Annotated in this window: 17 protein-coding genes; 13 read left to right on the top strand and 4 right to left on the bottom strand. The window is 73.5% G+C overall.

From position 1 onward, the window contains the following. Positions 1 to 141: 141 nt before the first annotated feature. The gene (locus AB0M11_RS04810; protein ID WP_365701351.1) at positions 142 to 1,134 is read right to left on the bottom strand and encodes an aldo/keto reductase; all 993 of its coding nucleotides are present in this window, start codon (positions 1,132 to 1,134) and stop codon (positions 142 to 144) included. Between the two features lie 136 nt (positions 1,135 to 1,270). On the opposite strand from AB0M11_RS04810, the gene AB0M11_RS04805 reads away from it, so the two are divergent. The 4 genes from AB0M11_RS04805 to AB0M11_RS04790 all read left to right on the top strand — a co-directional run bounded on the left by AB0M11_RS04805 (position 1,271) and on the right by AB0M11_RS04790 (position 4,923). Then, positions 1,271 to 2,062, top strand: a complete 792-nt coding sequence (locus AB0M11_RS04805; protein ID WP_365701349.1) for an SDR family NAD(P)-dependent oxidoreductase — start codon at positions 1,271 to 1,273, stop codon at positions 2,060 to 2,062. A 135-nt stretch (positions 2,063 to 2,197) separates the two neighbouring features. Beyond that, on the top strand, positions 2,198 to 3,616 hold the full coding sequence (locus AB0M11_RS04800) for a DUF2252 domain-containing protein (RefSeq protein ID WP_365701347.1): 1,419 nt from the start codon (positions 2,198 to 2,200) through the stop codon (positions 3,614 to 3,616). Between the two features lie 115 nt (positions 3,617 to 3,731). Continuing rightward, a complete protein-coding gene (locus AB0M11_RS04795) occupies positions 3,732 to 4,544 on the top strand; it encodes a hypothetical protein (RefSeq protein WP_365701344.1) in 813 nt (270 codons plus the stop codon). 49 nt (positions 4,545 to 4,593) lie between these two features. Next, complete coding sequence (locus AB0M11_RS04790) at positions 4,594 to 4,923, top strand: rhodanese-like domain-containing protein (protein WP_365701364.1); 330 nt, start codon at positions 4,594 to 4,596, stop codon at positions 4,921 to 4,923. 111 nt (positions 4,924 to 5,034) lie between these two features. Here the strand turns inward: AB0M11_RS04790 and AB0M11_RS04785 are convergent, their stop codons facing one another. After that, positions 5,035 to 6,168 (bottom strand): acyl-CoA dehydrogenase family protein, encoded by a 1,134-nt coding sequence (locus AB0M11_RS04785; RefSeq protein ID WP_365701362.1) that lies wholly within the window; start codon positions 6,166 to 6,168, stop codon positions 5,035 to 5,037. A gap of 159 nt (positions 6,169 to 6,327) precedes the next feature. On the opposite strand from AB0M11_RS04785, the gene pepN reads away from it, so the two are divergent. From pepN to AB0M11_RS04765, 4 genes are all read left to right on the top strand, one after another. Continuing rightward, positions 6,328 to 8,763: an aminopeptidase N gene (gene pepN, locus AB0M11_RS04780; protein WP_365701342.1), complete on the top strand. Its 2,436-nt coding sequence runs from the start codon at positions 6,328 to 6,330 to the stop codon at positions 8,761 to 8,763. A 360-nt stretch (positions 8,764 to 9,123) separates the two neighbouring features. Next, positions 9,124 to 10,002 carry a DUF5819 family protein gene (locus AB0M11_RS04775; RefSeq protein WP_365701340.1) on the top strand — a complete coding sequence of 293 codons (879 nt, stop codon included), beginning with the start codon at positions 9,124 to 9,126 and terminating at the stop codon, positions 10,000 to 10,002. Continuing rightward, on the top strand, positions 9,999 to 11,210 hold the full coding sequence (locus AB0M11_RS04770; RefSeq protein WP_365701338.1) for an HTTM domain-containing protein: 1,212 nt from the start codon (positions 9,999 to 10,001) through the stop codon (positions 11,208 to 11,210). Before AB0M11_RS04775 ends, AB0M11_RS04770 begins: the two co-directional genes overlap by 4 nt. Beyond that, positions 11,207 to 11,941, top strand: coding sequence for a TrmH family RNA methyltransferase (locus AB0M11_RS04765; protein ID WP_365701336.1), 735 nt, complete (start codon positions 11,207 to 11,209; stop codon positions 11,939 to 11,941). Before AB0M11_RS04770 ends, AB0M11_RS04765 begins: the two co-directional genes overlap by 4 nt. 140 nt (positions 11,942 to 12,081) lie before the next feature. On the opposite strand, the gene paaN is transcribed toward AB0M11_RS04765, so the two are convergent. After that, positions 12,082 to 13,773, bottom strand: a complete 1,692-nt coding sequence (gene paaN / locus AB0M11_RS04760) for a phenylacetic acid degradation protein PaaN (protein ID WP_365701334.1) — start codon at positions 13,771 to 13,773, stop codon at positions 12,082 to 12,084. Between the two features lie 148 nt (positions 13,774 to 13,921). Between paaN and AB0M11_RS04755 the strand changes: the two genes are divergently transcribed. Together AB0M11_RS04755 and AB0M11_RS04750 are read left to right on the top strand one after the other, a co-directional pair. Then, a complete protein-coding gene (locus tag AB0M11_RS04755) occupies positions 13,922 to 15,436 on the top strand; it encodes a 3-hydroxyacyl-CoA dehydrogenase (RefSeq protein ID WP_365701332.1) in 1,515 nt (504 codons plus the stop codon). Further along, the gene (locus AB0M11_RS04750; RefSeq protein ID WP_365701330.1) at positions 15,433 to 16,020 is read left to right on the top strand and encodes a TetR/AcrR family transcriptional regulator; all 588 of its coding nucleotides are present in this window, start codon (positions 15,433 to 15,435) and stop codon (positions 16,018 to 16,020) included. Before AB0M11_RS04755 ends, AB0M11_RS04750 begins: the two co-directional genes overlap by 4 nt. 2 nt (positions 16,021 to 16,022) lie before the next feature. Here the strand turns inward: AB0M11_RS04750 and AB0M11_RS04745 are convergent, their stop codons facing one another. Continuing rightward, entirely contained in the window at positions 16,023 to 16,508 is a 486-nt protein-coding gene (locus AB0M11_RS04745) for an Lrp/AsnC family transcriptional regulator (protein WP_365701360.1), read from the bottom strand. A gap of 188 nt (positions 16,509 to 16,696) precedes the next feature. On the opposite strand from AB0M11_RS04745, the gene pdhA reads away from it, so the two are divergent. Genes pdhA through AB0M11_RS04730 form a run of 3 tightly spaced genes read left to right on the top strand, consistent with a single transcriptional unit; the run spans position 16,697 to position 20,198 of the window. Then, entirely contained in the window at positions 16,697 to 17,842 is a 1,146-nt protein-coding gene (gene pdhA, locus AB0M11_RS04740; protein WP_365701328.1) for a pyruvate dehydrogenase (acetyl-transferring) E1 component subunit alpha, read from the top strand. Next, positions 17,839 to 18,843: an alpha-ketoacid dehydrogenase subunit beta gene (locus tag AB0M11_RS04735; RefSeq protein ID WP_365701326.1), complete on the top strand. Its 1,005-nt coding sequence runs from the start codon at positions 17,839 to 17,841 to the stop codon at positions 18,841 to 18,843. Before pdhA ends, AB0M11_RS04735 begins: the two co-directional genes overlap by 4 nt. Beyond that, positions 18,843 to 20,198, top strand: a complete 1,356-nt coding sequence (locus AB0M11_RS04730) for a dihydrolipoamide acetyltransferase family protein (protein ID WP_365701322.1) — start codon at positions 18,843 to 18,845, stop codon at positions 20,196 to 20,198. Before AB0M11_RS04735 ends, AB0M11_RS04730 begins: the two co-directional genes overlap by 1 nt. Positions 20,199 to 20,300: the final 102 nt, after the last annotated feature.

Here is a 20,300-nt window from a genome sequence, read left to right as displayed (position 1 = left end):
CACCAGCGCCGTCCACACGGTCCGCATCCCCGTCCTGGACCAGGGCAGCCTCGGATCGTGCACCGGCAACGCCGCCGAGGCGTTCGCCGGCACCGGGGCCCACGGGAGTTCCCGTGGGCCACGCGCCGTGTCGGGGGCGGATCACCAGCGGTGGTGCACCTGGGCCCGGATCCGGCGGTCGTACAGCTCCTCCAGCGCCTTCAGGGTGAGGTCGGGCAGCTCGGGCAGCGCCGCCGCCTCGGCGTTGGCGCGGGCCTGCCGGGGAGTGCGGGCGCCGGGGATCACCGAGGTCACCCCGGGCTGCTGGACCAGCCAGCGCAGCGCGGCCTGCGCCGGGGACATGCCGTCGGGCAGCAGGGCCGCGAACTCCGCCGCCGCCTCGACGCCCGTCTCGTAGTCCACGCCGGAGAAGGTCTCGCCCACGTCGAAGGACTCGCCGTGCCGGTTGTAGGCGCGGTGGTCGTCGGCCGGGAAGACGGTGTCCCGCCGGTAGCGGCCGGACAGCAGCCCCGAGGCCAGCGGAACCCGGGCGATGATGCCGACGCCCGCCGCGCGGGCCGCCGGCAGCACCCGCTCCAGGGGCTTGCGCCGGAAGACGTTGAGGATGATCTGCACGCTCGCCACGTTGGGCCGGGCGATGGCGCTGAGCGCCTCCTCGCAGGTCTCCACGCTCACCCCGTACGCGGCCACCCGCCCCTCGTCGACCAGCACGTCCAGGGCGTCGTACACGGAGTCGGCCGAGAGCACCGGGGTGGGCGGGCAGTGCAGCTGGACCAGGTCGAGGGTGTCCACGCCCAGGTTGGCGCGGGAACGATCCGTCCAGGCACGGAAGTTGTCCAGGGTGAACTCGGACGGGTCCTGGCGGGCGCGCCGTCCCATCTTCGTCGCCACCAGCAGCGAGCCGGCGCGCTCCGCACCGCGGCCGCGCAGGAACGAGCCGATGAGCCGCTCGCTGCGGCCGTCGCCGTAGACGTCCGCGGTGTCGATGAGTGTGACGCCGCCGTCCACGGCGGCGCCGAGGACGGCCAGCGCCTCGTCCTCGTCCACCTGCCCCCAGTCCGCGCCCAGTTGCCAGGTGCCGAGCCCCATCACCGAGACGCTCCGGCCGAGCCTGCCGATTTCCCGTTGTTCCACGAGGACCACCTTGTGAGAGCCGTCTGAGCCGAACAGTGTTGACAGCATTCTGGCAATTGATTTGCCAACACTCAAGGGCTATTGTTGCCTGAGAGGTAACCTCAGTTGGCAATGCGGCGACCGGAAGGCGGCACCGATGGACCTCGCCGGAGCGACAGTTCTGCTGACCGGTGCGACCGGCGGCATCGGGCGTGCCCTGGCACACCGGCTGGTCCGCGCCCAGGCGCGGCTGGTCGTGACCGGACGGCACCCGGAGGCCCTGGCGGCCCTCGCCGGCGAGGTCGGCGCCCGGCCGGTGACCGCCGACCTCGCCGACCCCGAAGCGGTCGCCCGGCTCGCCGCACAGTGCCCGGACACCGACATCCTGGTGGCCAACGCGGCCCTGCCCGCGAGCGGCGACCTTCTCGACTACACCCCCGCGCAGATCGAGCGCGCCCTCGCGGTGAACCTGAGCGCGCCCGTCCTGCTGGCCCGGCTGCTCGCCCCCGGCATGGTCGCGCGCGGGCGGGGCCACCTGGCGCTCGTCGGCTCGATGTCCGGCAAGGCCGCCACCCCGTACTCCTCTCTCTACACCGCGTCCAAGTTCGGCCTGCGGGGCTTCGCCCACAGCCTGCGCCTGGACCTGCACGGCACCGGCGTCGGGGTCTCGCTCGTCCAGCCCGGCTTCGTGCGCGACGCCGGCATGTTCGCCGCGACCGGCGCCGAGGTGCCGAGCGGCGTGCGCACCGTCTCCCCCGAGGACGTGGCCGCCGCCGTCCAGCGCGCCGTCGAGGAGAACCGGGCCGAGATCAACGCCGCCCCGCTGGAACTGCGGCTGCGCTGCGCCCTGGCCGTCCAGTTCCCGGAGTTCGCGGCCCGCTCCCAGCGGCGCGCCGGCATCAGCCCGGCCGTCCGGCAGGTGGTCGAGGCGCAGCGGGCGTCACGGTAGGGAACCCACCGGGGTCCCGCAGGGCTTGTGCTTGTCCACAGGGGCTTGTCCACAGGGTCTGACGCGTTTCGGCCCCCACCTGTACCGTCTCCACGAGTTGATGTTCGTGCGTGGAGTACGGGGGAGGCGGTCGACGTGACCGTGGGGGACGAGCCGAGGGCGCCCGGCAGGCGCAAGCTGCCCGCGCCGAAGGGCTTCGCGCGGTGGCCCTCGGAGGGCTCTCCCAAGGAGGAGGGCAAGGCGCTGCGTTCGGCGGTCCCGCGCCGCCGCCACGCCGCCCTGGAGCTGGACCCCTCCCGTCCCGACGCGGTCCGCGCCGTCGAGGAGTCCAACCGGGACCGCATCCCGGAGCTGGTCCCGATAAGGGTCGGCAGGATGGCGGCGAGCCCGTTCGCGTTCCTGCGCGGCTCGGCCGGCCTGATGGCGCACGACCTGGCCCGCACCCCGATGACCAGGATCGCCACCCAGATCTGCGGAGACGCCCACGCGGCCAACTTCGGCCTGTACGGCGACCCGCGCGGCGACCTCGTCATCGATCTGAACGACTTCGACGAGACGGTGCTCGGCCCCTGGGAGTGGGACCTCAAGCGGCTCGCCGCCTCCCTGGTGCTGGCCGGAAGGGAGGCGGGCGCCGACGAGGACACCTGCCGCACGGCCGCGGGCGACGCGGTCGGCGCCTACCGCCGCACCATGCGCCTGCTGGCCAGACTCCCGGTGCTGGACGCGTGGAACGCGATCGCCGACGAGGAGCTGGTCTCCCACTCCGACGCCCACGACATGCTCGGCACTCTGCGCCGGGTCTCGGAGAAGGCCCGCGCCAACACCAGCGGCCGGTTCGCGGCCCGCTCCACCGAGCCCACCGAGGACGGCGGCCGCCGTTTCGTCGACGCCCTGCCCGTGCTGCGCCGGGTCCCGGACGCCGAGGCGGAGGCGGTCACCGCCGCTCTGGAGCACTACGTCACCACGCTCTCCGAGGACCGCCACCCGCTGCTCGCCCGGCACACCCCGCACGACGTCGCCTTCCGGATCGTCGGCACCGGGAGCGTCGGCACCCGGTCCTACGTCGTGCTCCTCCTCGACCACCGCGGCGAGCCGCTGATCCTCCAGGTCAAGGAGGCCCGTCCGTCCGCGCTCGTCCCCCATCTCGCCACGGCCGGGTTCGAGACGCCGGCCGTCGACCACGAGGGCCGCCGGGTGGTCCTCGGCCAGAAGCGGATGCAGGTGGTCAGCGACATCCTGCTCGGCTGGACCACGGTGGACGGCCGCCCCTTCCAGGTCCGCCAGTTCCGCAACCGCAAGGGCAGCGTCGACCCGGCCGCCCTGGCCCCCGACCAGATCGACGACTACGGCAGGATGACCGGCGCCCTGCTGGCCCGCGCCCACTCGCACAGCGCCGACCCGCGCCTGATCGCCGGCTACTGCGGCAAGAACGAGGAACTGGACGAGGCGATCGCCGCGTTCGCGGTGGCCTACGCCGACCGCACCGAGGCGGACCACCAGGACCTGGTGACCGCGGTGCGGGCGGGCCGGACACCGGCGGAGCTCGGGGTGTGACCCGCGGGACGGTCCGAGCTCAGGAGCGCCTGCGGACCGGGCCGTGGCCCGCGTCGATCCGGTCGCCGAGCGGGTCCCGGCCACCCCCGGCGGCGACAGGCCCTAGGCTGGTCGGGTGACGACCCCGGAAGCTGAGCAGTCCCAGGCACCGCGGCCCGAGGAGCGGCTGGAGCGGGCCGTGCGGGCCGCCGAGCAGGCGTTGATCGAGTACGAGATCGCGGTCGAGACCTTCCGCGTCGAGGTGGAGAACTTCTCGCGCCTGCACGAACAGAAGCTCGGCCCGCTCTACCTCCGCATCGAGGAGCTGGACGCGCGGATCGCCGAGGCCAAGGCCGCCCGCACCGGCGACCCCGAGGACATCCGCGCCGCCGAGGAGGCGCGGGCCCGGGTGCTGCCCATCCCCGGTGTCGAGGAGCTGCTGCACGGCTGGATGGACGGCGACGGCCTGTTCCCGGAGGCCGTCGCCATGCTCACCGAGCAGGAGGTCAGGCCGCCGCAGCGGGTCCGCCCCAGCGAGGAGGCCCGCCGGCTCTACCGCGAGCTGGCCCGCAAGGCCCACCCCGACCTGGTGCAGGACGAGGCCGAACAGGAGCGCCGCGAGGAGTTCCTCAGCCGGGTCAACGCGGCCTACGCCCGCGGTGACGAGACGCTGCTGCGGGAGCTGGCGGAGGAGTGGGCGGCCGGCCCGGTCCCGCCGGAGCGCAGGCCGAGCCGCGCCGAGGAGCTCTACGCCCGCCTGGAATGGCTCTCCGAGCGCAAGGAGCTGCTCGCCCTGGTCGCCAAGGAACTGGAGAACGGCCCCATCGCCGGCCTCCTCCGGCTCGCCCCCGACGACCCCGACGGCCTCCTCGACGAGATCGCCGAGCGGCTCCGCAACGACGTCACCGAACGCGAGGCGCACCTGGCGGCCCTGCTGACCCAGGAGTAGCGCGCCGTCCCGGTCGGGTAGCGTCAGGGACATGAACTTCGCAGCACGTGTGCCCACGGTCGAGGTCGCGGACCTCAAGGACGGCGACTTCCTGCTGGACGTCCGGGAGGACGACGAGTGGCAGGCGGGCCACGCCGCCGGCGCCCTGCACATCCCGATCAGCGAGTTCGTGGCCCGCTACGGCGAGCTCACCGAGGCGGCCCCCCAGGACGGCCGCGTCCACGTCATCTGCCGCTCCGGCGGCCGCTCGGCCCAGGTCACGATGTACCTGGTCCAGCAGGGCGTCGACGCGGTGAACGTGGACGGCGGCATGCAGGTGTGGCAGGCAGCGGGCCGCGAGGTCGTGACGGACACGGGCGAGCCGGGATTCGTGGTCTGAGGGAGCCTGACAGCGCCGGTGCCGCAGCGCCCCGTCAGGGGCGCGAGGAACCGCGCGACCAGCCCCCACCGCCCGGCGGATCACCCACGACCGACTCCCCTTCCGTGTCCCCTACCCCAGGGGATGCGCGGCCAGCAGATCTCCCAAGGCCTCCTCGTGCACCCCGGCCCCACCGAGCGCCAGCTCGATCTGCTTGGCCCAGGCGTGGTACCGGTGCAGCGCGTACTCGGTGTCGGCCCCGAACCCGCCGTGCAGGTGCTGCGCGGTCTGCACCACCCGCCGTACCCCGTCGGCCGCCCAGATCTTCGCCACCGCCACGTCCGCGGCCGCCGGCAGCGCCCCGGCCGCCCCCGACGCGATCCGCCACGCCGCCTGCCACAGCGTCGCCTCCATGGCCCGCAGGTCGATGTACCGGTCGGCGGCCTGCACGGCCACCGCCTGGAACGTGGCGATCGGATACCCGAACTGCTCCCGCTTCGCCGCGTACTCGCTGGTCATCCGCAGCACCCGCTCACCGAGGCCGAGCGCCAGCGCGCAGGTCCCGGTCACCAGCAGCTCCCGCAGCCACTCCCAGGCGCCCTCCGCCACCACCACGTCCCGCCCCTCGACCCGCGCCGACTCCAGCCGCAGCTCCCCGAGCCGCTCCCCACTGGTCGACACCTGCTCGGCGACCACGACCCCGTCACCTTCCGGCGCCACCAGCGCCAGTACGCTCCGGTCGGCCGCGGTGCGCGCCGGTACGACGACGAGATCGGCGTCGTACACCCACGGCACCGCCGTCTGCACCCCGTCCAGGACCCAGCCGTCCCCGTCCTGCCGCGCGGTCACCGCCAGCTCCGCCGGGTCGTGGCCGGTGCGCCCGCTTCCGGCGACGGTCAGCACCGGCTCGCCCCGGCCCGCCCGCGCCGCAAGCCGGTCCCGCAACGGCGCCGCCCCGTGCCGCTGTACGGTCGCCAGAGCCGCGCTGTGCTCCAGCAGCGGCACCCTGGCCAGCACCTTCGCCGACTCCCGCAGCACCAGGCAGAGCGCGATGGCGTCCAGGCCTGCCCCGCCGTACTCCTCGCCCAGCAGCAGGCTCAGCAGATCCGCGTCCGCCAGCCTGTCCCACAGCTCCCGGTCGAAGTTCTCGGCCACGGCCCCGGTGGTCAGCGCCGGGCTCGGCACCGCGTCCGGCGCCACCCCGGCGAACACCCCCCGCGCCGCCTCGGCCGCCGCCAACTGCTCCTCGGTGAAGGTGAAGTCCACGGTCCTGTCCTCCCGACGGGTCCCGCTCATCTGACGGTCCGTCAAGATAGAACAGGTTCTAGAAGAAGGGAACCGAAAACCCTGCGATCACCCGCTCCTCCCGTCGTAGGCTGACGGCCGCTGTCCGCCGACGGGGGACGGACACACGAGGGAGGACACATGGGGATCCGCAGCCTGACCCGAACCGAGGCCGAGCGCCGGGCCGCGCTGATCACGGTCGAGCGGTACGACGTCGACCTCGACCTCACGGCCCTGCCCGCCGGACCGGAGATCCGCTGCGTCTCCACGGTGACCTTCACCTGTTCCGAACCCGGCGCGGAGACGTTCGTCGACTGCGCGGCCGAGGTGCGCGCCGCCACCCTGAACGGCACCCCCCTCACCCCCTCGGGCGACGGCCGGATCCCGCTGCCCGGTCTGGCCGCGCGGAACGTGCTGCGTGTCGAGAGCGTCCAGGCCGACACGGCCACCGGCGAAGGCGTGCACAAGGCCACCGACCCCGCCGACGGCGAGGTGTACGTCTGGACGAGCTTCGAGCCCGACGAGGCCCGGTTCGTCTGGGCCTGCTTCGACCAGCCCGACCTCAAGGCCCCGCACGCCTTCACGGTCACGGCCCCGGCCGCCTGGACCGTCCTCAGCAACTCCGGTGACCCGCGGATCGAGGAGCAGGGCGCGGCCCGCCGCTGGAGCTTCCCGGACACCCCGCCGCTGTCCGTGTACAACACCGTCGTCAACGCCGGCCCCTTCCACGAGATCCGCCGCGAGGCCGATGGCCACGACCTCGGCGTCTACGCCCGCCGCTCGCTCGCCGAGGTCCTGGAACGCGACGCCGACGAGATCTTCACCCTCACCCGCCAGGGTCTCGCCTTCTACGCCGAGGCGTTCGCCATGCCGTTCCCGCAGCGCAAGTACGACCAGGTCTTCATGCCCGAGTTCGGCGGCGCGATGGAGAACTACGGCTGTGTGACCTGGTCCGACGGCTTCCTGCGGCGGGCCACGCCGACGCCTGCCGAGCGCGAGCTGCTCGCGGTGGTGCTGCTGCACGAGATGGCGCACATGTGGTTCGGCAACATCGTGACCATGCGCTGGTGGGACGACCTCTGGCTGAACGAGGCCTTCGCCGAGTTCGCCTGCCACTGGGCCGCCGAGGGCGCCACCCGCCACACCGACGCCTGGGCCGGCCACCTCCTCGGCGGCAAGGTCAAGGCGTACCTCTCCGACCAGGGCCCGGTGTCGCACCCGATCCACCAGCCCATCCACGACGTCGCCCAGGCCGCGTCGATCTTCGACAACATCACCTATCCCAAGGGCGCCTCCGTCCTCCAGCAGCTGATGACCTACGTCGGCGAGGACCTCTTCCGCACCGGCATGGCCGCCTACTTCGCCCGTCACGCCTGGGGCACCACCACCCTCCAGGACCTGATCGACGCCCTCGCCGAGGCCAGTGGCCGCGACCTGGCCGCCTGGCGCAAGGCGTGGCTGGAGACCGCCGGCACCGACCGCTTCACGCTGGAGCGCGACGGCGGCACCGTCACCCTGGTCGCCGACGGCGACCCGCGCCCCCAGGTCCTGGCGGTCGGCGCGTACGACCGGGCCGGCGACGCCCTGCGGCGCACCGCGCTGGTCCGCGTCGAGGTGTCCGAGGTCCGTACCCCCGTCACCGGTCTGCCCGCCACCTCCGACCTCCTCCTGATCAACGACGACGACCTCACCTTCGCCATCACCCGCCCGGACCCCACCACCCGGGACACCTTCTTCCGCGCGGCGGCCCAGCTGCCCACCGCCATCTCCCGGGGCACGGCCGCGGCCACCGTCTGGGACATGCTCACGGCCGGCGAGGCCACGGCGGCCGAGGCCGGACGCTGCCTTACCGAGGTCCTCGCGGCCGAGACCTCCGACGCCGTGATCGAGCCCTACCTCACGCTCGTCATCAACATCGCCGAACTCTGGGCCCCCACCGCCGAACGCCCCGCACTGACCCGGGCCGTGGCCGCGGTCTGCCGGAGGCTCGCCGCCGACCCGGGCCGCCGCCAGGTCGCCCTGCGCGGCCTCGCCCGCACCGCGACCGGCGCCGAGGACCTGGCCTGGCTCCGCGAGCAGGCCGGTGACGACGTCGACCTGCACTGGCGCGCCCTCGTCCGGGAGGCCGAACTCGGCGGCGACACCACCGCCCGGTCCGCCGCCCTGCTCGAACGCGACCCCGACCCGGACGCCTGGGTCCGCGCCCTCACCGTCCGCGCCGCCCTCCCCGACCCGGCGGCGAAGGACGAGGTCTGGCGGCGGCTGGCGGTGGACCGCGAGGTGCCCGTCGCGGCGGTCTTCGCGGTGGCGGCCGCCTTCTGGCGCCCCGGTCAGGACGCCCAGCTCGCCCCCTACGCCGAGCGCTACCTCGCCGCCGTCCCCCAGCTGCACCAGGGCGGCATGATCCCGGCGATGACCTACGCCTCCCATCTCTTTCCGTCGTACGGCGTCGACCACGCGTACATCGAGAGGGCCCGGCAGACGGCCCGGGAAGCGGCCCCCGTGGTCCGCAACACCCTCCTGGAACGCGCGGACGGCGTTCGCCGCATGCTGCACTCCCGGACCGCGACCGCCTGACCCTCTCGCCCCGTCCGATCGTTCGGTTCCGGCCATTCCCATGGTGGCCGGGCCGGTGCGTGTGATCAACCCCTGTGGACAACGTCGGCCGCGACCTGTGGACAACGCTCGGGGCGCGGCCTGCGGGCCCGCACACGTGTGCCGTGTGACCTGGGGTGATATCGGCCGCCGTGGCTCCGTGCGCCGGGGCGGGCGGGTCGGCGGCCTCGCCCGGAGTGGCGATGGCCACGCTGCCGGCCTCGCCCGCGGGGCTGCGCCCGGCGGCCGGTGCTGAGTACCGTTCCGTGCGGGTGCCCGACAGCGGCACACCGGGCGGATCGGCCGACCGGACGGCGTGGCGGGATCGGGGAACGGGGCGGCATGGACGACGCGTACGACGAGGGCGCCGACGCCCGGCACGGGCCGGACAGCCCCGGTGGAACGCGCGCGGAACCGGAGTCCGCCCCGCCGTTCCCACCGGGCCCGCCGTCCCCACCCACGGGCCCGCCTCCCCCACCGAGCCCGCCTTCCCCACCGGTCACGGCTTCCCCACCGGTCCCGTCCGCGCCGCTCGTCCTTCCGGCCCAGTCGGCGGAGTCCCCCGCCGTGCCCCGCACCGGCGTCGCCGCCCTCTCCCTGCGGTACCAGGCCGGCGCGGCCCTCGCCCTCGCCCTGGTCGCCGTCGCCGCCTGCGTGCACCTGGGGATGGTGTTCCTGAGCGTGGCGCCGGCGAACACGCTGACCAAGCAGCACGGCAAGGCGATCGAGGAATGGGTGTACCCGGAGTTCGAACAGAACTGGAAGCTCTTCGCGCCGAACCCGCTGCAGCAGAACATCGCCGTGCAGGTACGCGCCGACGTGCTGATGCCGGACGGCAGCACGACCACGACCGGCTGGAACGACCTGTCCGCACAGGACGGCAGGGCGATCGACGGCAGCCTGCTGCCCAGCCACACCGTGCAGAACGAGCTGCGTCGGGCCTGGGACTTCTTCACCACCACGCACGGCACCGACAACCGCCCGATCGGCCTGCGCGGCTCCCTGTCCGAGCAGTACCTGCGCCGGATCGCCGTGCTGCGCATGTACGCGGGGGACCCCACGAGCCGGAAGGGCACCATCGAGCGGGTCCAGGTGCGCTCCAGCACCACCAACGTGCCGCCACCGGACTGGAGCGGTGAGAAGGCGTCCGACACCCCCGTCTACCGGGTGCTGCCCTGGTGGACGGTCCCGGCGGACGAGGCGAACGGCGGTGTGCGGTGAACCGACTGGCCCTGTCCCTGTCCCGGGCCATCGCCCGGGTCACCGAGGCGGCCCTCGGCCCGTACCAGACGGCCGTCGTCCGCATCGGCTTCGCCGCCACCTGGCTGCTGTTCCTGCTGCGCGAGTACCCGCACCGCCAGGAGCTGTACGGCCCCGACGCCCCCTGGAGCTTCGGCCTCGCCCACCAGCTGACCGCCGACAACCACGCCTTCACGGCGCTGCTGGCCTCCGACAGCCCGGCCTTCTTCGAGATCTGCTACTTCCTCGCCGTGGTCGCCGCCGCCCTGCTCCTGCTGGGCTGGCACACCCGCGCCACGTCCCTGCTGTTCATGGTCGGTGTGCTGTCCCTGCAGAACCGCAGCGTCTTCGTGGGCGACGGCGGCGACAACGTGCTGCACCTGATGTCCATCTACCTGGTGTTCACGCGCTGCGGCCAGGTGTGGTCCCTGGACGCGCGCAGGGCCGCCCGTGCGAGTGCCGCACGCGCGCGTGGCGAACGCGTCGCCCCCGACCGTGCGGGCCCCGTCCTGTGGGCGGTGTCGGGTCTCGTCCTGCTGACGGCGGTGCTCACCGGCCGCACCGGCGGCGGCTGGCTGATCCCGGCCCTGCTGTGGGCGGCCTGGGCGAGCGCCGCCCTGTGGTGGGCGGCCGGCCGCTGGGCGCGCACGTCCGAGCCCAGGATCCTGCTCGACGTCATCGCCGACATCCTGCACAACGGGGCCCTGTTCGTGATCATGGCCGAGGCCTGCCTGATCTACGCCACCGCCGGCTGGTACAAGATCCAGGGCTCCCGCTGGCAGGACGGCACCGCCGTCTACTACCCGCTCCACCTGGACTACTTCTCGCCCTGGCCGGCCCTCGCCGACCTGCTGTCCGCGCACGGCACGCTGGTGATGCTGGTGACCTACGGGACGGTCATCGTGCAGGTCGCCTTCCCGTTCACGCTGTTCAACCGGCGGGTCAAGAACGTGCTGCTGGCCGCGATGATGACCGAGCACGCGGTGATCGCCGTCGTCCTGGGCCTGCCCTTCTTCTCGCTGGCCATGATCGCCGCGGACTCCGTCTTCCTGCCGACGTCCTTCCTGCACCGGCTCGGCGGCTGGGCGGCACGCGCGCGTGACCGGGTGGTCCGCCGCAGCCACCCCGAGCCGCCGGTCCAGCGCTTCCCGGAGGCCGACGAGCAGCCCCGCGTAGGCTTCGGGGCATGACCGACCCCCTGGAACACTGGGCGCGGATGGCCGGTTCCGCCGTCCTCCTCGACGGCTTCCACGCCCTCAAGCACGCGCTGCGCTTCGGCGCGCAGGTGCCGGTGGCGGTCACGGCGGACCGGGCGGCGGCGCTGGCGCTGGCGCGGGAACTGGCGCCGGACGTCGCGGAGGCGCTGGCCGCGCTGCTGACGGAGGTGCCGGTACGGACGTACGCGTCCCTCGTCCCGCGCCCGCACCCCACGGCCGTGGCCGCCCTGGCCGTACGGCCGTCCCGCGAGGCCAACCTGCGTGAGCTGGCCCGCGTCCCGCGGACGGCCCCGATCGTGGTCCTGGACGAGCCGCGCAACCTGGGCAACGCGGGCGCGGTGATCCGCCTGGCGGCCGGCTTCGGGGCGACCGGGGTCATCACCACCGGAACCCTCGACCCCTGGCATCCGACGGTCGTCCGCGGCGGCGCGGGACTCCACTTCGCCACGGCGGTGGAACGCCTGACGGTGTCCGACCTGCCCCAGGGTCCGCTGTACGCCCTGGACCCGGAGGGCGAGGACATCAGGGCGACGAAACTCCCCGACGACGCGATCCTCGCCTTCGGCTCGGAGCGGACGGGACTCTCCGCCGGCCTGCGCGCCCGAGCCGACCACCTCCTGCGCCTGCCGATGCGCCCCCAGGTGAGCAGCTACAACCTTGCGACCAGCGTGGCGATGACGCTGTATCACTGGAGTGCTTTCTAGGAGGGGGCACCGGAGCGCCCCGACAGGGGCGAGGGGAACGGCGCGAGCAGCCCGACGGCGCCGCACCGGCCACGCCACCGTCCGCCGCGGCGGAGCGCCGTCGCGGCGGAACAGGAAACCTCGCCCGAACCCCGCGTCGGCTACGACTCGCGTCGCACCTCGATCACCCGGAACCGGTTCGCCACGAACGCCCCGTCGCACAGCGCGGCGTTCGCCGCCGGGTTGCCGCCCGAGCCGTGGAAGTCGGAGAAGGCGGCCGTCTGGTTGACGTACACCCCGCCCACCAGGTTCAGCGACAGCTGGGCCGCCTCCTCCAGGCAGACCTCCTCCACCGCGCGCTCCACGTCGGCGTCGACCGTGTACGCGCCGACCGTCATCGCGCCCTTCTCGCGGACCGTCCGCCGCAGCAGTTCCACCCCGTCGGTGGCGGAGTCGACGGCGACGGCGAAGGAGACCGGGCCGAAGCACTCGCTCATGTACGCCGCCTCGTCGTCGGGCTTGGCGCCGTCCAGCTTGACGATCACCGGGGTCCGCACGACCGCGCCCGGGAACTCCGGGTTGGTGATCTCCCGGGAGGCGAGGGCGACCTCGCCGAGCCCGGCGGCGGCCTCCAGGCGGGCCTTGACGTCGGGGTTGACGATCGCCCCGAGCAGCGCGTTCGCCCGGGCGTCGTCGCCGAGCAGGCCGTCGACCGCGCGGGCGAGGTCGGCGACCACCTCGTCGTACGTCTTCGGGCCCGCCTCGGTGCGGATGCCGTCGCGGGGGATCAGCAGGTTCTGCGGGGTGGTGCACATCTGGCCGCTGTAGAGGGAGAGCGAGAAGGCCAGGTTGGCGAGCATGCCCTGGTAGTCGTCGGTCGACTCGACCAGGACCGTGTTGACACCGGCCTTCTCGGTGTATACCTGCGCCTGCCGGGCGTTGGCCTCCAGCCAGTCGCCGAAGGCGGTCGAGCCGGTGTAGTCGATGATCCGGATCTCCGGGCGGGTCGCGAGCGTCCTGGCGATGCCCTCGCCGGGGTGCTCGGTCGCCAGCGCCACCAGGTTCGGGTCGAAGCCGGTCTCGGTGAGGACCTGGCGGGCGACCTGCACGGTGAGGGCCAGCGGCAGCACCGCGCGCGGGTGCGGCTTCACCAGGACCGCGTTGCCGGTGGCGAGGGAGGCGAACAGGCCCGGGTAGCCGTTCCACGTCGGGAAGGTGTTGCAGCCGATGACCAGCGCGATGCCGCGCGGGACCGGGGTGAACGTCTTGGTCAGCGCGAGCGGGTCCCGCTTGCCCTGCGGCTTGCTCCACTCGGCCGTGCCGGGGGTGCGGACCTGCTCCGCGTAGGCGTAGGCCACCGCCTCCAGGCCGCGGTCCTGGGCGTGCGGGCCGCCCGCCTGGAACGCCATCATGAACGCCTGGCCGCTGGTGTGCATGACCGCGTGGGCGAACTCGTGCGTCCGGTCGCTGATCCGCTTGAGGATCTCCAGGCACACCACCGCGCGCACCTCCGCGCCCGCGTCGCGCCACGCGTGCTGCCCGGCCCGCATGGCGGGCAGCAGTGTGTCGACGTCCGCGTGCGGGTAGGTCACGCCCAGCTCGATGCCGTACGGGGAGACCTCGCCGCCGGTCCAGTCGTCGGTGCCGGGCTGACCGAGGTCGATGCGGGTGCCGAGGAGGGCGTCGAAGGCGGCCTTGCCCGCCGCCGCGTCCAGGCTGCCGTGCTCGCCGTAGGCCTTCGGGTGCTCGGGGTGGGGGGACCAGTACGCGCGCGTGCGGATCGCCTCCAGCGCCTGGTCAAGCGTGGGCCGGTGCTTGGCGATCAGCTCGGGCGCGGTGAGTTCGGCGGTCATGCGGGACCAACTCCTCGTCTGATGAGCTCCCCTTGAAGCTCATGACCTGGGCGGAAACGACCGGACAGAGTTAGAGTAACCGAACGATCGGTCGGGACAAGGGGGCCTGCCGCATCTGTGGAAAACACCGTGCGGGAGGATCGCGCACATGACAGCACTCGACCTCAGCAGCACCGTGGGAGTCGTCGGCACCGGCACCATGGGCCAGGGCATCGCCCAGGTCGCACTCGTCGCGGGCCACCCGGTGCGGCTGTACGACACCGTCCCCGGGCGGGCCGGGGAGGCGGCCGCCGCGATCGTCGCCCGCCTCGACCGGCTCGTCGAGAAGGACCGGATGACGGCCGCCGCCCGGGACGCCGCCCGCGCCCGGCTGCTGCCCGCCGGTGAGCTCACCGAGTTCGCCGACTGCGCGCTGGTCCTGGAGGCCGTCCTGGAGCGGCTGGAGGCCAAGCAGGAGCTGTTCCGGGCCCTGGAGGACATCGTCGGCGAGGACTGCCTGCTCGCCACCAACACCTCCTCCCTGTCGGTGACGGCCATCGGCGGTGCCCTGCGCAACGCCTCTCGCCTGGTCGGCCTGCACTTCTTCAACCCGGCCCCGCTGCTGCCGCTGGTGGAGGTCGTCTCCGGGTTCGCCACCGACGTCACGTCGGCCACGCGCGCGTTCGAGACCGCCCGCTCCTGGGGCAAGACCCCGGTCGCCTGCGCGGACACCCCCGGTTTCATCGTCAACCGGATCGCCCGGCCCTTCTACGCCGAGGCCTTCGCGGTCTACGAGGCGCAGGCCGCCGACCCGGCCACCATCGACGCGGTGCTGCGCGAGTGCGGCGGCTTCCGGATGGGCGCCTTCGAACTGACCGATCTGATCGGCCAGGACGTCAACGAGTCCGTCACGCACTCCGTGTGGCAGGCGTTCTTCCAGGACGTCCGCTTCACCCCCTCGCTGGCTCAGCGCCGGCTGGTCGAGTCCGGCAGGCTGGGCCGCAAGACCGGTCACGGCTGGTACGACTACGCGGACGGCGCCGAGGCCGCCGAGCCGCACACCGCCGAGCCCGCCGAACGGCCCGCCTACGTCGTCGCCGAGGGCGGTCTGGGACCCGCGGCCGAGGTGCTCGCGATGATCCGCGAGGCGGGCATCCAGGTCCGCGAGGAGGACGAGGACCACGGCACCCGCCTGGTGCTGCCCAGCGGCGGCCAGCTGGTCCTCGCCGACGGCCAGACCTCGGTGGAGTTCCGGGACGTCGTCTACTTCGACCTCGCCCTCGACTACCGCCGCGCCACCCGGATCGCCCTGTCCGCCGGACACGACACCCTGCCCAGGACGCTCAGCGAGGCCGTCGGTCTCTTCCAGGCGCTCGGCAAGAAGGTCAGCGTCATCGGGGACGTCCCCGGCATGATCGTCGCCCGCACGGTCGCCCGGATCGTCGATCTCGCGCACGACGCCGTCGCCAAGGGCGTCGCCACCGAGGAGGACATCGACACCGCGATGCGCCTGGGCGTCAACTACCCGCTCGGCCCCTTCGAGTGGAGCCGCCGCCTCGGCCGTGACTTCGCCTACGACCTCCTCGACGACCTGCACCTGCGCGATCCGAGCGGCCGCTACGCGCCCTCCCTCGCGCTCTACCGCCACGCCTACGCCACCGAGAAGCGGGAGGGCGCGTCATGACGACCGCCAAGCGCGACACCTACACCCCGGAGACCCTGCTCTCGGTGGCCGTCCAGGTGTTCAACGAGCGCGGCTACGACGGCACCTCCATGGAGCACCTCTCCAAGGCCGCCGGCATCTCGAAGTCGTCCATCTACCACCACGTCTCCGGCAAGGAGGAGCTGCTGCGCCGCTCGGTCAGCCGCGCCCTGGACGGCCTGTTCGGGATCCTCGACGAGGAGCACGCGCGCGTGGGCCCCGCCGCCGACCGCCTCGAACACGTCGTGCGGCGCATGGTCGAGGTGCTGATCGCCGAACTGCCGTACGTGACGCTGCTGCTGCGGGTGCGCGGCAACACCGGCACCGAGCGGTGGGCGCTGGAGCGGCGCCGGGACTTCGACCACCGGGTGGCCGACCTGCTCAAGGCGGCCGCGGCCGAGGGGGACATACGCGGTGACGTCGAGGTGCGTCTCGCGACCCGGCTGGTCTTCGGCATGGTCAACTCGATCGTGGAGTGGTACCGCCCGGACGGGCGCGGCGCGAGCGCCCGCGAGGTGTCCGACGCGGTCGTCCGGCTGGCCTTCGCCGGGCTGCGCGCGCACTGACCTCAGCTCTGCGGCTCCAGGTCCTCCTCCTCGAAGACCAGCAGCGTGCGGGTGCTGAGCACCTCGGGGATGGCCTGGAGCCGGGTCAGCACCAGCTCGCGCAGTGCCCGGTTGTCGGGCGTGTGCACCAGCAGGAGCACGTCGAAGTCCCCGCCCACCAGGGCGATGTGGGAGGCGCCGGGCAGCTGCCGCAACTGCTCGCGGACCGTGCGCCAGCTGTTCTGGACGATCTTCAGCGTGATGTAGGCCGAGGTGCCCTGGCCGGCCCGCTCATGGTCCACACGGGCGCCGAAACCGCGGATCACCCCGTCCTCGATGAGCCGGTTGATACGGGCGTAGGCGTTGGCGCGCGAGACGTGCACGCGTTCGGCGACCGACCGTATCGACGCCCGGCCGTCCGCCTGGAGGATCTGCAGGATGTCCTGATCAATGGCGTCCAGAGGGCGCGCGGGCGGCAGCGCGGCGTGATCCTGCGGGCCCTGGGCCATTTGTTCAGGTGCCATGTCCCCCCGCCTTCCTGCCATGGACGTACTGCGTTCATTCCAGGTTGTGGAGAACCGTTTGTCCACAGCCCGGAGCCGCCTGTAGCCAAAATGTGCCATCGACCGAACAATCGGTAGGTGGGACGGGTCACCAGCGACCTGTCTCCCAGCCACCCCCACAAGGAGGTGCCGTCATGACGGTCATGGAGCAGCGCGGCGCGTACCGCCCCTCCCCGCCGCCCGCCTGGCAGCCCCGGACGGACCCGGCGCCGCTGCTGCCCGACGAGCGCCCGTACCGCGTCCTCGGGACGGAGGCGGCCGCCGAGGCCGATCCGGAGCTGCTGCGCCTGCTGTACACCCAGCTGGTGCGCGGCCGCAGGTACAACGCCCAGGCGACCGCCCTCACCAAACAGGGCCGCCTCGCCGTCTACCCCTCCAGCACCGGCCAGGAAGCCTGCGAGGTCGCCGCCGCCCTCGCCCTCGAGGAACGCGACTGGCTCTTCCCCAGCTACCGGGACACCCTCGCGGTGATCGCCCGGGGCGTGGACCCCGTCGAGGCGCTCACCCTGCTGCGCGGCGACTGGCACACCGGCTACGACCCCTACGCCCACCGCGTGGCCCCCCTCTCCACCCCGCTCGCCACCCAGCTCCCGCACGCCGTCGGCCTCGCCCACGCGGCCCGCCTCAAGGGCGACGACGTGGTCGCGCTCGCCATGGTCGGCGACGGCGGCACCAGCGAGGGCGACTTCCACGAGGCCCTGAACTTCGCCGCCGTCTGGCAGGCCCCGGTCGTCTTCCTGGTCCAGAACAACGGCTTCGCCATCTCCGTCCCGCTCGCCAAGCAGACCGCCGCCCCCTCCCTGGCCCACAAGGCCGTCGGATACGGCATGCCGGGCCGCCTGGTCGACGGCAACGACGCGGCCGCCGTGCACGAGGCCCTCGCCGCCGCCGTACGGCACGCGCGCGAAGGCGGCGGCCCGACCCTGGTCGAGGCCGTGACCTACCGGATCGACGCCCACACCAACGCCGACGACGCCACCCGCTACCGCGGCGACACCGAGGTCGACGCCTGGCGCGACCACGACCCGATCCTGCTGCTGGAGCGCGAACTGACCGCCCGCGGACTTCTCGACGAGGACACCGTCCGGCGCGCCCGCGAGGACGCCGAGACCATGGCCGCCGACCTGCGCGCCCGCATGAACCGCGACCCCGACCTCGACCCCATGCACCTCTTCGACCAGGTGTATGCCGAGACCACCACCCAACTGCGCGAACAGCGCGCCCTGCTCCGCGCCGAGCTGGCGGCCGAGCAGCAGGACCAGGAAGGCGGGCCGCGATGACGACCGTCGCCGTCAAGCCCGCCACCATGGCACAGGCACTCACCCGCGCGCTGCGCGACGCCATGGCCGCCGACCCCGCCGTGCACGTCATGGGCGAGGACGTCGGCACCCTCGGCGGGGTCTTCCGGGTCACCGACGGCCTCGCCAAGGAGTTCGGCGAGGCCCGCTGCACCGACACCCCGCTCGCCGAGGCCGGCATCCTCGGCACCGCCGTCGGCATGGCCATGTACGGGCTGCGCCCGGTCGTGGAGATGCAGTTCGACGCCTTCGCCTACCCCGCCTTCGAGCAGCTCGTCAGCCACGTCTCCCGGATGCGCAACCGCACCCGCGGCCGGATGCCCCTCCCGATCACCGTCCGCATCCCCTACGGCGGCGGCATCGGCGGCGTCGAGCACCACAGCGACTCCTCCGAGGCCTACTACATGGCCACCCCCGGCCTGCACGTCGTCACCCCCGCGACCGTCGCCGACGCCTACGGCCTGCTGCGCCGGGCCATCGCCTCCGACGACCCGGTCGTCTTCCTGGAACCCAAGCGCCTGTACTGGTCCAAGGACACCTGGAACCCCGAGCACCCGGCGGACGTCGAACCCATCGGCCGCGCGGTGGTGCGCCGAACCGGGCGCAGCGCCACGCTCGTCAGCTACGGACCGTCCGTACCGGTCTGCCTCGAAGCCGCCGAGGCCGCCCAGGCGGAGGGCTGGGACCTGGAAGTCGTCGACCTGCGCTCCCTGGTGCCGTTCGACGACGAAACGGTCTGCGCGTCGGTACGGCGCACCGGGCGCGCGGTCGTCGTACACGAGTCGGGCGGGTTCGGCGGCCCGGGAGGGGAGATCGCGGCCCGCGTGACCGAGCGCTGCTTCCACCACCTGGAGGCACCGGTGCTGCGCGTGGCCGGGTTCGACATCCCCTACCCGCCGCCGATGCTGGAGCGCCACCACCTGCCCGGCATCGACCGCATCCTGGACGCGGTGGCGCGTCTGCAGTGGGAGGCCGAGGGCTGATGGCACAGGTGCTGGAGTTCAAACTGCCCGACCTCGGGGAGGGGCTCACCGAGGCGGTGATCGTCACCTGGCTGGTCCAGGTCGGCGAGGTCGTCGCGATCGACCAGCCGGTCGTCGAGGTCGAGACGGCCAAGGCGATGGTCGAGGTGCCCTGCCCCTACGGCGGTGTGGTCACCGCCCGCTTCGGCGAGGAGGGCACCGAACTGCCCGTCGGCGCCCCGCTCCTGACGGTCGCCGTCGGCGAGGCCACCACCGTCCCCGAGGCGGAGGGCTCCGGCAACGTCCTGGTGGGATACGGGACGGGGACGCCTCCGGCGCGTCGCCGCCGGGTCCGCCACACCGTGACGGAGCGGGCCGACGGCGCGGCCGACCCGGGCACCGCCCCGGAACCCGCGCGGCCCGCCGCCACCACGGTGACGGCGCCGCCCGCGCAGGAGCCCGCACCGCCCACCGCGCTCACCGACGGCCCCGTCCCGGTGATCTCCCCCCTGGTCCGCCGCCTCGCCCGGGACAACGGCCTGGACCTGCGCGGGCTGTCCGGCTCGGGCCCCGACGGGCTGATCCTGCGGGCCGACGTCGAGGACGCCCTGCGGGTGGGCGCGGCCCGCACCGCCACCACCCTCAAGAACCCGCCGACCGCCCCGCCCACCACCTCGACCGCCCCCGCGGGCACCCGCACGCCCCTCAAGGGCATCCGGGGCGCGGTCGCCGACAAGCTCTCCCGCAGCCGCCGGGAGATCCCCGACGCGACCTGCTGGGTGGACGCCGACGCGACCGAGCTGATGCGCGCGCGCACCGCGATGAACGCGGCGCGGGGCCCGAGGATCTCGCTCCTCGCGCTCCTCGCCCGGATCTGCACCGCGGCCCTGGCCCGCCACCCCGAGCTGAACTCGTACGTCGACGCCGAGGCCCGCGAGATCGTCCGGCTCGACCACGTCCACCTCGGCTTCGCCGCCCAGACCGACCGGGGCCTGGTCGTCCCCGTCGTCAAGGACGCCCACACCCGCGACGCCGAGTCGCTGACAGCGGAGTTCGCCCGGCTGACCGAGGCGGCCCACGCCGGCACCCTCACCCCCGCCGAACTCACCGGCGGCACCTTCACCCTCAACAACTACGGCGTCTTCGGCGTCGACGGCTCCACCCCGATCATCAACCACCCCGAGGCGGCGATGCTGGGCGTGGGCCGGATCGTCCCGAAACCCTGGGTGCACGAGGGCGAGCTGGCGGTCCGTCAGGTCGTCCAGCTCTCCCTCACCTTCGACCACCGGGTCTGCGACGGCGGCACGGCGGGAGGGTTCCTGAGGTACGTGGCCGACTGCGTGGAGAACCCGACGGTGCTTCTCAGGACACTCTGACCGCAGCGCGCTCCCAGGGGCGCGGGGAACCGCGCGAGAAGCCCCCGCCGGGCCCGCGAGGCGCACGACCGCCACAGCCCCGCCGCTCAGGCGCAGGCAACC

Origin of the sequence: Streptomyces sp. NPDC051987 (assembly GCF_040680735.1) — a bacterium.
In the GTDB taxonomy this organism is placed as follows: Bacteria; Actinomycetota; Actinomycetes; order Streptomycetales; family Streptomycetaceae; genus Streptomyces.
Note: the sequence above shows the minus strand (reverse complement) of the source record. Positions and strands in the feature narration are given on the sequence as shown.

Bases quoted from the DNA above. Each gene is read 5' to 3' on its own strand.
- AB0M11_RS04805 (WP_365701349.1), top strand. From the start codon at position 1,271: ATGGACCTCGCCGGAGCGACAGTTCTGCTGACCGGTGCGACCGGCGGC.
- pepN (WP_365701342.1), top strand. From the start codon at position 6,328: ATGGGGATCCGCAGCCTGACCCGAACCGAGGCCGAGCGCCGGGCCGCG.
- AB0M11_RS04775 (WP_365701340.1), top strand. From the start codon at position 9,124: ATGGACGACGCGTACGACGAGGGCGCCGACGCCCGGCACGGGCCGGAC.
- AB0M11_RS04765 (WP_365701336.1), top strand. From the start codon at position 11,207: ATGACCGACCCCCTGGAACACTGGGCGCGGATGGCCGGTTCCGCCGTC.
- paaN (WP_365701334.1), bottom strand. From the start codon at position 13,773: ATGACCGCCGAACTCACCGCGCCCGAGCTGATCGCCAAGCACCGGCCC.
- AB0M11_RS04755 (WP_365701332.1), top strand. From the start codon at position 13,922: ATGACAGCACTCGACCTCAGCAGCACCGTGGGAGTCGTCGGCACCGGC.
- AB0M11_RS04750 (WP_365701330.1), top strand. From the start codon at position 15,433: ATGACGACCGCCAAGCGCGACACCTACACCCCGGAGACCCTGCTCTCG.
- AB0M11_RS04745 (WP_365701360.1), bottom strand. From the start codon at position 16,508: ATGGCCCAGGGCCCGCAGGATCACGCCGCGCTGCCGCCCGCGCGCCCT.
- pdhA (WP_365701328.1), top strand. From the start codon at position 16,697: ATGACGGTCATGGAGCAGCGCGGCGCGTACCGCCCCTCCCCGCCGCCC.
- AB0M11_RS04735 (WP_365701326.1), top strand. From the start codon at position 17,839: ATGACGACCGTCGCCGTCAAGCCCGCCACCATGGCACAGGCACTCACC.
- AB0M11_RS04730 (WP_365701322.1), top strand. From the start codon at position 18,843: ATGGCACAGGTGCTGGAGTTCAAACTGCCCGACCTCGGGGAGGGGCTC.